General features: G+C 40.1%; 9 protein-coding genes. 5 read left to right on the plus strand and 4 right to left on the minus strand.

Going from position 1 to position 13,118, the window contains the following annotated elements; all coding sequences use genetic code 11:
• Positions 1–83 precede the first annotated feature (83 nt).
• The 4 genes from recQ (at position 84) to O0V13_RS08560 (ending at position 5,580) form a co-directional block, all read left to right on the plus strand.
• The gene (recQ, locus tag O0V13_RS08545; protein ID WP_268034560.1) at positions 84–2,264 is read left to right on the plus strand and encodes a DNA helicase RecQ; all 2,181 of its coding nucleotides are present in this window, start codon (positions 84–86) and stop codon (positions 2,262–2,264) included.
• 14 nt (positions 2,265–2,278) lie between these two features.
• Positions 2,279–3,568: a phosphoribosylamine--glycine ligase gene (purD, locus tag O0V13_RS08550; protein ID WP_268034561.1), complete on the plus strand. Its 1,290-nt coding sequence runs from the start codon at positions 2,279–2,281 to the stop codon at positions 3,566–3,568.
• Positions 3,569–3,695: 127 nt separating this feature from the next.
• A complete protein-coding gene (gene ricT / locus O0V13_RS08555; RefSeq protein WP_268034562.1) occupies positions 3,696–5,129 on the plus strand; it encodes a PSP1 domain-containing protein in 1,434 nt (477 codons plus the stop codon).
• A complete protein-coding gene (locus O0V13_RS08560; protein ID WP_268034563.1) occupies positions 5,122–5,580 on the plus strand; it encodes a gliding motility lipoprotein GldH in 459 nt (152 codons plus the stop codon). Before ricT ends, O0V13_RS08560 begins: the two co-directional genes overlap by 8 nt.
• 51 nt (positions 5,581–5,631) lie before the next feature.
• Here O0V13_RS08560 and pgi read toward each other — a convergent pair whose 3' ends face one another.
• The gene (gene pgi / locus O0V13_RS08565) at positions 5,632–7,275 is read right to left on the minus strand and encodes a glucose-6-phosphate isomerase (protein ID WP_268034564.1); all 1,644 of its coding nucleotides are present in this window, start codon (positions 7,273–7,275) and stop codon (positions 5,632–5,634) included.
• 137 nt (positions 7,276–7,412) lie between these two features.
• Positions 7,413–10,187, minus strand: coding sequence for an aconitate hydratase AcnA (gene acnA, locus O0V13_RS08570; RefSeq protein WP_268034565.1), 2,775 nt, complete (start codon positions 10,185–10,187; stop codon positions 7,413–7,415).
• 150 nt (positions 10,188–10,337) lie between these two features.
• Here acnA and O0V13_RS08575 point away from each other — a divergent pair, with 150 nt between their 5' ends.
• Entirely contained in the window at positions 10,338–11,393 is a 1,056-nt protein-coding gene (locus O0V13_RS08575; RefSeq protein WP_268034566.1) for an endonuclease/exonuclease/phosphatase family protein, read from the plus strand.
• On the opposite strand, the gene O0V13_RS08580 is transcribed toward O0V13_RS08575, so the two are convergent.
• Together O0V13_RS08580 and O0V13_RS08585 are read right to left on the minus strand one after the other, a co-directional pair.
• Positions 11,390–12,367 carry an MlaD family protein gene (locus tag O0V13_RS08580; RefSeq protein WP_268034567.1) on the minus strand — a complete coding sequence of 326 codons (978 nt, stop codon included), beginning with the start codon at positions 12,365–12,367 and terminating at the stop codon, positions 11,390–11,392. The genes O0V13_RS08575 and O0V13_RS08580 overlap by 4 nt on opposite strands.
• Entirely contained in the window at positions 12,364–13,116 is a 753-nt protein-coding gene (locus O0V13_RS08585; RefSeq protein ID WP_268034568.1) for an ABC transporter ATP-binding protein, read from the minus strand. Before O0V13_RS08585 ends, O0V13_RS08580 begins: the two co-directional genes overlap by 4 nt.
• Between the last annotated feature and the right edge of the window lie 2 nt (positions 13,117–13,118).

A 13,118-nucleotide genomic window follows, 5' to 3' on the forward strand; every position in this document is an offset into this window, starting at 1 on the left:
TTAATCACTAATTTTGTACAAAGGTATAAAAGTAATCAATCATTCCTGTACGCAGCTTTTCATACCCATAAAGCCCTGTTCAAGTGGAAGAAAAAGTAAAAGCAGATCTTAAGCAAATATTCGGATTTAGTAAGTTCAGAGGGAATCAGGAACCCATTGTGGACAACTTGCTCAACCAGCGTAATACATTCGTGATTATGCCGACTGGAGCAGGAAAATCTCTCTGCTACCAACTTCCTGCAGTGGTAAAAGACGGGACAGCCATTGTGATATCTCCATTGATAGCCTTGATGAAAAATCAGGTGGATCAACTCAATGCGATCGGTATCAATGCCCATTTCCTTAATTCTACCCTCAGTAAATCTGAATCCAATAGAGTAAAATCGGAAGTTCTCAAGAAGCAAACCAAACTGCTTTATGTAGCTCCTGAGTCGCTTACCAAAGAAGAAAATATCGCATTCCTTAAATCGGCTGAATTGAGTTTCGTTGCTATAGATGAGGCCCATTGTATATCGGAATGGGGACATGATTTCAGACCTGAATATCGAAAAATCAAGTCCATCGTAGCTCAAATAGCTCCTAACCTCCCCATAATTGCACTGACAGCAACTGCGACTCCAAAGGTGCAGCAAGACATCCAACGAAACTTGCAGATGGAAGAAGCGGATTTATTCAAGTCCTCTTTTAACCGAACGAATCTATTCTATGAAGTTCGGCCAAAAGTGAAGAATGACACCAAAAAGCATCTGATCAAGTTTATCAAATCCCACAAAGGCAAGTCGGGCATCATCTATTGCCTAAGCCGAAAAAAAGTGGAAGAAATAGCGAATCTGTTGCAAGTCAATCAAATCAACGCGGCACCTTATCATGCGGGTTTAGACTCCTCAGTTAGGATCAAAAACCAGGATGACTTCCTTAATGAGGAAGTAGATGTAATCGTGGCGACAATCGCATTTGGGATGGGGATTGACAAACCAGATGTCCGATACGTCATCCATTATGATGTGCCTAAATCTCTGGAAGGCTACTATCAGGAAACAGGAAGAGCAGGTAGAGATGGATTAGAAGGTCATTGTTTGATGTTCTATAGATATGAGGACATTATCAAGCTGGACAAATTCAACAAAGACAAGGCTGTTACTGAACGAGAAAATGCCAAAATCCTTCTTCAGGAAATGGCAGCGTATGCGGAAACTGGAGTATGTCGAAGAAAATTCATCCTAAATTATTTCGGAGAAACACTCGACGAAGATTGTGGCTATTGCGATAATTGTAAGCGAGAAAGAGAAACATTCGAAGGGATGGATTACCTCCTTCTGGCTCTTCAAGCCGCACAGCAAACCAATGAAAGATTTGGTTTGGAGCATTTGGTGAAAGTATTGATCGGGGAGATAACGGATTATGTATCTAGCTATAAACACGATCAATTAGAAGTCTTCGGCAAAGGAAAAGAAGAATCCGAAAAACTCTGGACTTCTGTCCTGAGACAAGCCTTAGTGATGAACCTGCTTGCAAAGGACATAGAAAACTATGGAGTATTAAAAATCACTCCAAAAGGACACGGCTTCCTTTCAGCGCCTTATTCAGCAAACCTGTATAAGGACCATGATTTTGAGAAAGAAATGGAGAATGAGCAACCGGAATTGGAGGTTTCTTCGGGAGGTATTGCTTATGACGAAAAGCTTTTTGAGTTACTAAAAGCTGAAAGAAAAAAAGTAGCCCGTTCGAAAAACCTACCGCCTTATGTCATCTTCCAAGACCCTTCATTGGAAGAAATGGCTACCGTTTACCCTACGACTCGTGATGAATTAGCTCAAATTAACGGGGTTGGAATGGGAAAAGTGGCTAAATTTGGGTCACCTTTTCTAAAACTCATTGCGAGTTATGTAGAAGAGAATGAAATCGAGACCGCTTCGGATGTGGTTGTTAAATCCTCCGGAACCCGCTCAAAGGTCAAGATTTCGATAATCCAGCAAATCGACCGCAAGATTGACCTGGACGAGATTGCAGAAAATCTCAACATTAGTATGGGAGAATTGCTTCAAGAAATTGAGCAAATCACCTACAGCGGAACTAAACTAAACATCGATTACTACATTCATCATATCATGGATGAGGAGCGGGAAGACATCCTCCATGATTATTTTATGAGTGCGGAAAGCGATAATATAAAGGCAGCTTTGGATGAATTGGAAGATGAAGATTTCGCAGAAGATGAATTGCGTGTCTACAGAATCAAATTCATATCCGAGCATGCCAATTAAACTGATCTAATTCAATGAATATACTCTTATTGGGTAGCGGAGGTAGAGAACACGCCTTCGCATGGAAGATTGTACAAAGTCCAAAGTGCACCAATCTTTATGTAGCTCCTGGAAATGCAGGAACTTCAGAAATCGCTACCAATTTACCACTTGCAGTTACTGATTTCACAGGAATCAAACAGGTGATTTTGGACAAATCCATCGATTTAGTAGTAGTAGGACCTGAAGAACCATTGGTAAAAGGCTTGGTTGACTTCTTGTTTTCTGAAGAAGAGACTAAGTCAATACCTGTGGTAGGACCTTCTCAATTGGGTGCGACTTTGGAAGGAAGCAAAGACTTTTCCAAGCGATTTATGCAAAGGAATAATGTTCCCACTGCAGCTTATGAAACGTTCGATTCCAATCAACTGGAAGAAGGATTGGCCTATTTGGAGAAACAATCACTTCCTATCGTACTAAAAGCCGATGGCCTAGCGGCTGGAAAAGGAGTTTTGATCTGCGAAACTTTAGAAGATGCCAAAGCTTCCCTGAAAGAAATGCTTTTGGATCAAAAATTTGGTGAAGCTTCTTCCAAAGTAGTTATTGAAGAATTTTTGACTGGCATCGAGCTATCTGTCTTTGTAGCCACTGATGGTAAGAATTACAAAATTTTACCTGAGGCCAAAGATTACAAAAGAATCGGTGAAGGAGATACCGGATTGAATACCGGAGGAATGGGAGCGGTAACCCCTGTGATTTTTGCCGATAAAGATTTCATGGCAAAAGTTGAAGAAAAGGTTGTTCAGCCGACAGTTGCAGGACTAGCATCTGAAGATATCCCTTACAAAGGCTTTTTGTTTATTGGTTTGATGAACAATAAAGGAGAACCTTATGTCATCGAGTACAATGTGAGGATGGGAGATCCAGAGACAGAAGCTGTACTTCCACGTATCGAAAGTGATTTTGTTGATTTATTATGGGGGATTGGAACAGGATCATTGAAGGACTATGAGCTTTCTCTTTCCAGTGATTATGCTACCACAGTCGTCATGGTTAGTGGTGGATATCCAGGTTCTTATGAAAAGGGATTTGAAATTTCTTTGCCTAGCTCTGTTGAGAATGCCACTATATTCCATGCTGGAACTGCATTGAATGCTGAAGGCAAAGTCGTAAATCAGGGAGGCAGAGTCATAGCGGTAACAGGAAGAGGAAAGGATCTTGAAACCTCTCTAAAGAACACCTTTGCGGTGGTTGAGCAAATCAATTGGGATAAGGCATATTATCGTAAAGATATTGGCCAGGACATCCTGAAACTGATCAAATAAACCCAAATAAACGAGGGCTTATGCCCCATTGATATATATGTCTGGATGTAGTAGCTGCTCGACTTCCTCAGGAGGTACCGGAGGTTGCCAAAACAATGGAACTTGCGGAACGAGCGATTGTAATAAAATGAACTCTTTCGATTGGTTGAGCCACATGGGTATACCCCAAGTGGACAATTTTGATATTGTCGAAGTGAAGTTCAAAGGCGGGAGGAAAGATTACTACAGAAATGTAGACTATTTATCCTTGACCACAGGAGATCCTGTGGTTGTAGACGTTCCCAGTGGACACCATATTGGGTACGTATCCCTGCAAGGTGAACTGGTTCGCCTTCAAATGCAAAAGCGTAAAATCAAGGATGACGACAATATCCTTCGCATTTATCGAATAGCCAATCAAAAGGATATCGAAAAATGGGAAGAATCCAAAAATAGAGAAATCCCTACCCTTTATAGATGTCGACAAATTGTTGATGAGTTGGGTCTCAAAATGAAGATGTCTGACATTGAATTTCAGGCTGATAACTCAAAGGCAACTTTCTATTATTCTGCAGATGAACGGGTTGATTTTAGAGAGTTGATCAAAGTTTTGGCATCCGAATTCCGAATTCGAGTAGAAATGCGCCAAATCAGCCTTCGCCAGGAAGCAGGAAGGCTGGGAGGAATTGGAGTCTGTGGTCGAGAGCTTTGTTGTTCTACATGGTTGGTTGATTTCAAAAATGTCAGCACATCGGCTGCTAGATATCAAAATCTATCCTTAAATCCAGGAAAACTTAGCGGTCAATGTGGTAGGTTGAAATGCTGTCTAAACTATGAGTTGGACACCTACATGGACGCGATCAAAGACATCCCTACCATAGAAAAACCACTTCAAACAGAGCAAGGGATAGCTAAACTTCAGAAGACGGATATCTTCCGAAAATTGATGTGGTTTAGCTACAATAATGATAATGACTGGCACAGCATCAATTGTGAGAGAGTTAAGGAGATTCAAGAATTGAATGCTAAAGGAGTAAAAGTATTCAACCTCCAGTTCAATGAATCTTCAGATATTGAAGATATTGCTGCACAATCTACCCGTGAGCTTGAGCTTCTGGATAAAAAATTCGCCAAGAAAAAAAGGAGAAAAAAACCAAGAAATAGGGCTCAAGGAAATCAGCAGGAAGCTCAAAATACTGCTCCTGAGCAAAAAAGCCCAGCACCTGAAAGAAAACCAAGACCGGAAAGACAGGGAAGAAAACCTAATCCTCCGAAAAACTCAGACTCTGAAAAACAGGCTACGTCTCCTTCACCACAGGGAGATGCAGGTAATCAGGAAAATAAAAAACGCAGAAATAAAAGGAGAAAACCAAGGAATCCACAAAGTCAGAATTCCCCAAACCAGGGAAACCAGAATCAGGGTTCTCAAAATCAAAACCCTCAGAAACAGCCCCCTCAAAACCAACAGTCTAAGTCTTCTGGTTCTGGAGAGGGTAAGCCAAATGGTCCAAAAAAAGAGGGTAAGAGAAGATTCCCTCCAAGAAAAAACCAAAACCCCAATAACAATTCCGGAAATGAATAAATCTGTATTTTGGGGAATACTAATGATTCTAGCCTTTGGGAGCTCCTGCTCTGAAGATCGCTTATATGAAGACTATATTCCTTTAGACAATGTCTCAGGATGGAATCAGAATGATAGTTTAAGGTTTGAATTAGGTGATGTAGTAATCTCTGGAAAGACTTCCCTGTTAGCTATTCGATTCACTGACAATTATCCATTCTCCAACTTCTATGTGAGGATATTGGCAAAGGATTCCAGCAATCAGATTTTGGAAAACAAATTGATTAATGTTCCTTTATTTGATTCAAAAACGGGTGAGCCTCTGGGAGAAGGATTTGGAAGCACCTATACAAAGTATGATACCCTTCCAATCCAATTCAAACAAGGCACAAATTCTCTCACTCTTTTACAATACATGAGGCAGGAAACTCTTCCCGGAATTGAGGCTGCGGGAATAAAGATTTTACCATAAAAAAAGCTCCTGATTCAATAATCAGGAGCTTTTTACTTTTATTATGGATTGTTATCTCATTTTCTTATAGGCATTGATCAATCCATTGGTTGATCCATCATGACTTGTAATTTCTTCCTCATTATTCAGTTCCGGAAGGATGCCATTGGCTAGGACTTTTCCTAACTCTACCCCCCACTGATCAAAGCTGAAGATGTTCCAAATAGCTCCCTGAACAAAAATCTTATGTTCATACATCGCGATTAGCATCCCAAGTGTATATGGAGTGATTTTCTTAACCAACATTGAATTGGTTGGTCTATTTCCTTCAAACACTCGATGAGGTCCTATTTGATCAATTTGTTCCAAAGATTTCCCTGCTTTATTCATTTCGGCACGAACCTCCTCCAATGTCTTTCCTTTCATCAAAGCCTCAGTTTGGGCAAAGAAGTTAGAAAGAAGCTTAGGATGATGGTCTCCGATCGGATTATGAGAAATCGCCGGAGCAATGAAATCACAAGGTATCAGATGAGTTCCTTGATGAATTAATTGGTAAAAAGCATGCTGACCATTTGTACCTGGCTCTCCCCAAATGATAGGTCCAGTGGTATAATTCACCTTTTCTCCATCTCTTGCCACATATTTGCCATTACTTTCCATATTTCCTTGTTGGAAATAGGCTGCAAATCGGTGCATGTATTGATCATAAGGCAAAATAGCTTCAGAAGCAGCTCCTAAGAAATTGGTGTTCCAAATACCTATGAGCGCCAATAGTACCGGAATATTTCTATCAAATTGAGAATGTCTGAAATGTTCATCCATGGCATGGGCACCAGCCAACAATTGTTCAAAATTGTCAAATCCAATTGCGCATGCGATAGGCAATCCAATAGCGGACCACAGGGAATATCTTCCTCCTACCCAATCCCAAAACTCAAACATGTTTTGAGGATCGATCCCGAAAGCTTCAACACCTTTCAGGTTTGTGGACAAGGCTACAAAATGTTTCGCTACTGCAGCTTCATCTTTCGCGTGATCAAGAAACCAATTTCTAGCTGAATGAGCATTGGTCATGGTTTCCTGGGTTGTAAATGTCTTAGATGCTATGAAGAACATCGTAGTCTCCGGATCGACTTTTTTCAATGTCTCAACGATATGGGTTCCATCGACATTGGAAACAAAGAAAATTTCCAAGTTTTCAGCCTGATAGGGTTTCAAAGCTTCGGTAACCATCACCGGACCTAAATCAGATCCACCAATTCCGATATTTACCAAACTCTTGATCGGCTTTCCAGTATATCCCAACCATTTTCCGCTATGGACTTTATCCGCAAAAACCTTCATTTTTTCAAGAACTGCGGTGACATCTTCCATCACATTGTGACCATCCACATAAACGGCTCGATCACTTCTATTTCTCAATGCAGTATGTAAAACAGCGCGATCTTCTGTTTGATTGATATGCTTGCCTTCAAACATGGCTTCAATAGCCACATGAAGCTCTGTTTCTCTCGCTAGATCCAAAAGGGCATCGCGAATCTCATCATTGATGCGGTTTTTGGAATAATCAACCAACAGATCTTCCAATTGGATACTGTATCGTTCAAAACGCTCTCTTTCCTCAAAAAGTGAAAGAATCTGTAAGTCTTTGTACTTATCTGCCAGTTCAACTAGTCTTTCCCAAGCAGGTGTTGTCGTAGGGTTAATAACGTTCATTATAGGTTATGATAGGAATGAACAACAAATTTAAGATTTATCCCCAAGGGGAAAAGAAGAGATTGAATTTTGAATCTGTCCATTCATACTTTGTATAAAAAAATTAAAGGGGCCTATTACAGCCCCTTTATTAATAATTAATCCTTCAAGAAATCCCGAAGAACATAATTTAATATGCCTCCATTCTTATAGTAGGCTATCTCAACTTCTGAATCCAGCCTTGATTTGACCTGGAATGTTTTCTCGTCTCCTGTTGAAGATTTTACCTTCACCTCAAGATTTTGACCAGGAGTCAATCCGGATTCAATTCCTGTAATCGTGAATTCTTCCCTTCCTGTGAGGTTCAAAGAGGCTGCATTTTCTCCTTTCAAGAATTGCATTGGCAAAACACCCATTCCAACCAAATTGGATCTATGGATTCTTTCATAGCTTTCGGCAATCACGGCTTTAACACCCAAAAGATTGGTTCCTTTGGCAGCCCAATCACGTGATGAACCGGATCCATATTCTTTTCCAGCCAAGACGATCAAAGGTGTTTTATTGGCCTGATACTTTTGGGAAGCATCAAATACGGTCATTTCTTCACCCGTAGGAATATAGCTGGTAAATCCTCCTTCCTGAGCAGCTAGTTGATTTTTGATACGAACATTGGCAAAGGTGCCTCTAACCATCACCTCATCATTTCCACGTCGAGAGCCATATGAGTTAAAATCCGGTCTTTGAACTCCCCTACCAACCAAATATTGGCCTGCCGGAGTATTTTCTCTAAATGATCCTGCAGGAGAAATATGGTCTGTGGTGATCGAATCCCCCAACTTCAAAAGTACATGCGCATTGATGATATCTGTAGGTTCAGGCACATCCACGGAAATTCCCTTGAAAAAGGGAGCTTCTTTGATATAAGTTGATTGGTCATCCCAAGGGTAAATCTCCCCTTCGCCAGATTCCAGTTTCTTCCAAATTTCATTTCCTTCGAAAATCTCACCATAACTTTTTTGATAATCCCCCGGAGAAAGAACCTGTCTGGAAATCTCATCGATTTCCTCCTGTGTCGGCCAAATGTCTTTCAAATAAACAGGCTCCAAATTCGGATCATAACCGACCGGCTCATTGTATAAATCGATATCTACTCTACCAGCTAAAGCATAAACTACCACAAGCATAGGAGACATCAAATAATTCATTTTCACTTGGGGGTGAACTCTTGCTTCAAAGTTTCTATTCCCCGAAAGAACTGAAGCTACAACCAAATCATTATCCTCAACAGCAGCGGCAATATGTGATGGCAATGGACCTGAGTTCCCGATACAAGAAGTACATCCGTAACCTACTGTATGGAATTTCAAACCTTCCAAATCATCCATCAGTCCCGCTTTTTCCAAATAATCAGTCACAACTTTGGATCCCGGAGCCAAAGATGTTTTTACCCACGGCTTGACATCCAGTCCTTTTTCGATGGCTTTTCTAGCAACCAAACCCGCTCCCAACATGACCGAAGGATTCGAAGTATTGGTACAAGAAGTGATAGCAGCGATGACAATCGAGCCGTCATGAAGCTCGAACTTTTCATTATGGAGATCCACTGTGACGGATTTCAATCCATCCTTGATTTTTGTTTCCTGACTTGCTTCTATAGCCACATTGGCTGGAGCGGGAGTTTCCTGGCCTCCTCCATCATTGAACCAGCGACTTGCTTCTCTTTTGTCCATTGGAATATAGTCTCTCCCATGAACAGACTTCAAAAGCTCTTGAAATTTGGGTTTGAAATTTCTAACCAAGATTTTGTCCTGAGGGCGTTTGGGACCGGAAACAGTAGCTTCTACAGTACCTAAATCCAATTCAACCAGTGAAGAATACTGAATCAAATCTTCGTCTTTTCTCCATAACAAATTGGCCTTGCAGTAATCCTCCACCAATTGAATTTGGGAAGCACTTCTGTTTGTTTTTGCCATATAATCCAAGGTCCTTTCATCAATTGGGAAGTAGGTGACTGTACAGCCAAACTCAGGTGACATATTAGAAATAGTTGCTCGATCAGGAACCGAAAGCGAATCCAAACCTGGACCAAAAACCTCCACAAACTTCCCAACGACTCCATGCTTTCGAAGCAATTCAGTAATGGTCAAAACCATATCCGTGGCTGTAGTTCCTGCAGGAAGTTTTCCTGTCAGCTTCAACCCCACTACCTCAGGCATAATAAAGTAAATTGGTTGCCCCAAAAGAGCCGCTTCAGCTTCTATTCCACCTACTCCCCAGCCAACAACTCCAATCCCATTGACCATTGGAGTGTGAGAATCTGTTCCAACAAGTGTATCTGGGAATGCTTTTCCATCTCGAGTAATCACTCCATGAGCCAAATATTCCAAATTGACTTGATGGCAAATTCCCATTCCCGGAGGCACTACCGAGAAGTTATTAAAGGACTTTTGAGCCCATTTCAGAAATTGATAACGCTCCTTATTTCTTTTATATTCTACTTCTACGTTCTTCTGATAACTGTAATTGGTTCCAAAATAATCTACAACAACTGAGTGATCAATAACCAAATCAACAGGGATTAAAGGGTTTAATTTGGCAGGATCTTTTCCTTTTCTTTTTGCTTCGGACCGTAAAGAGGCTATATCAACCACAGCTGGTACACCTGTAAAATCCTGCATCAATACCCTCGCAGGCTTATATGGAATATCTTTATCAGAGGCCTTCGGACTCCAATTTAAAATAGTCTCCAAGTGCTCTTTGGTAATTGCAAAATCATCAAAATTTCGAAGTGCATTTTCTAAAAGAATTCGGATCGAAAAAGGTAAATGTTTTACCTTTTTACCAGAATTTTGAAGCTTCTCTAAGCTCCAGTAAGTAAATTCCCCACTGGATGTCTTCAAACTGGATTTAATGGAATAAGGATCTAGATTCATAATAAAAAGAATTATGGGTTTAAAACAATTTCTAAATAATCAACTGAAATAAAGGCTATTGAATTCTCCTGATCCATAAAAGGTATCTATTTTTAAGAAAATTATCGGCTATTTAGATTAAATCTCAAAGCAAAATCACCAAAGCTACCTATGAACCTTCTAAGAATCCTCAGTGGATTTTTCTTCTTGGCTACTTTTTTTCCGCTTTTCAAATCAGATAAATGGTGGGTTCGAGTATTTGACTATCCAAGACTTCAAAAACTAACCATCCTGATTCTAATTAGTTTAGGATGGGGTATTTATTCTGATTACAGCAAACTAGAACCATGGATTTGGTTAGGATTGATAGGAATTGCTGTTTTCTACCTTGGATATCAGGTTTTCCCTTTTACTCCATTCGGAAAGAAAATGATCAAAAAAGTTCCTTATGCAGCCGATCAAGGCATTCACATCTTGGTTTCAAATGTTTATCAGTACAATACAAAATACCAAAAGCTTTTGAACCTTGTTCAAATCGAGCGTCCAGATATTCTTTTCTTTGTAGAAACCGATTCCAAATGGGAAAAAGCTTTACATCCTTTAGAAAAGGACTACCCTTTTACTATTAAAATCCCGCTAGAGAACACCTACGGATTACTTTTTTATTCCAAGCTGAAAATTAGGAGACAGGAAATTCACTATTTGATTGATCCTGAAATTCCTTCTTTAGAATTGGATATTGAATTGAGAAATGGGAATTTGATCACAATATTTGCCATCCATCCTACTCCACCAGTACCGGGTGAAAACCTGAAAAGTACCGACCGTGATGCCGAAATCCTCATTGTAGGTGAGAAGGCAAAATCCAACAAGCTCCCTTCTTTAGTAATCGGAGATCTGAATGATGTGGCTTGGAGCTATACCACTGAGTTATTTCTCAAAATCTCAGAAATGGCTGATCCAAGACGAGGGAGAGGTACCTACAATACCTTCCATTCCCATTATCCTATATTCAGATGGCCCCTAGATCATGTATTTCTCAGTAAGGATTTTGGGCTTAGTAAATTGAAAATCCATCGAAATATCGGCTCCGACCATTTTCCAATTAGTATTAAAGCGGTATTAATTCCCGAGAAAACAGTAGAGCCAATTAAAGCCAACGGGGATGAAAAAAAAGAAGCCCGTCTGAAGATTTCCAACGGGCTTGAATCTAGTTCAAAAGATTAATTTCCTTCTTTCTCTTCGGCTTTTGCTTTTCGCTTGAAGCCTTTTCTGAACGGCCAGGTATATTCTAAAGCTTCTAATCCTCTGTTGAGATTGTAGGTTGCAGAATCTGTATTTTCTAAGGTGCTCTTCAAGTATTCAGCGAATTCTGGATCATTTAATAGCATTCCTAATGAATTGTTTGGATCATCCAATTTGGAAGAAATCTCACTCAGTTTTGCAGTCAACTCTTCTGTATTAGTAGCTGAAGATCTAAAGCTCGCGACAGTTGCTCTCAATTCAGAAGCCATGGTAGTATCAGTTACCAAATCATTGAACAAATTTCCTTCTTGGTTCAATTTAGAAGTAAACTTGTTTAAATCTGTCAGCATTTGATTGCTGTTGATACTTGCTCTATTCAGGTTGGTAATGATAGCTCTGAAGTTTTCAGCTAGGGTAGAATCTGTCATCACAGCACCTACAATGCCTTCTCCAGCTGCTAATTTCCCTGTCAATACTTTCAGATCATTGGTGATATCCACCAGGTTTTTGTTGTTTTCCTGAAGAGTCTCCATCATTTTATCTGTATCCAAAGGCATTACAGACTCCAATCTATCACCATCCTCTACCGGTGGAGCCAATGTAGTACCCCCGTAGATTACGATAATTTTATTCCCAATCAGACCATCTGAGCTTAATGTTGCCTTTGAATCTTTTCGGATAAATTCTCGAACCTCTTCCTCTACATTCATTTCGATTTCTACCTGAGAATCTCCATAAAAGTTGATTTTTCTAACTGTACCGATTTTCACACCTGAAAACCAAACATTGTTGCCGGGCTGAAGACCTCCGATATCATCAAATACAGCCTTAAGCTGAATCGCTTTTACAAATTTCTTTTGCTGGCCACCAAGTGTCATTACACCGGCAACCAAAATAGCGATCCCTAAAAAGACAAAAATGCCTACTATTACAGACCGTTTGTTTTCACCTCTCATGATTCTATAAAATTATAATCGTAGAATGATTTCACTCGTTTATCTTCCGCATGCGGAAATACTTCTTCAAATGTCCCTATAGAACTAAACTGACCATCTAGCAAAACTGCCATTCGGTCTCCAGTCATCTTTGCACAGGTCAAATCGTGGGTAATGACAATGGATGTAGTTTTATAGCGCTCTCTTACTTCATTTATCAAATTGTTGATGTCCACACAGGTAATTGGATCCAATCCTGCAGTCGGTTCATCATAAAGCATAATCTCTGGATTCAGAATCAAGGTTCTCGCTACACCAATACGCTTTTTTTGCCCCCCTGAAAGCTCAGAAGGCATTTGGTTGATCGTATTAGGTAGACCTACAGCGTCCAACAACTCCTCGATTCTCATTGTAATCTCCTTCTTTGTCAGATTTTTGATATTTCTAACCAAAGGAAATTCCATATTTTCTCTGACCGTCATGGAATCATATAGAGCCGAATTCTGGAATGAAAAACCGATTTTCAATCTCAATTCATTCAATTCCTTGGTAGCCAATTGAGAAACCTCTTTTCCCAAGACATTCATTTGTCCTTTGTCTTGCTTCAAAAGCCCCACCATGATCTTGATCAGGACTGATTTACCGGTACCGGATCTACCTAGTACCACCAAGTTTTCCTCTCGGAAAAGGTCCAAATCAACACCTTTGAGGACATGAAGGTCTCCAAAGCTTTTGTACAGATCTCTGATTTCTACAACTTTTTCTGCCATGA

Origin of the sequence: Algoriphagus sp. PAP.12 (assembly GCF_026652115.1) — a bacterium.
GTDB lineage: Bacteria > Bacteroidota > Bacteroidia > Cytophagales > Cyclobacteriaceae > Algoriphagus.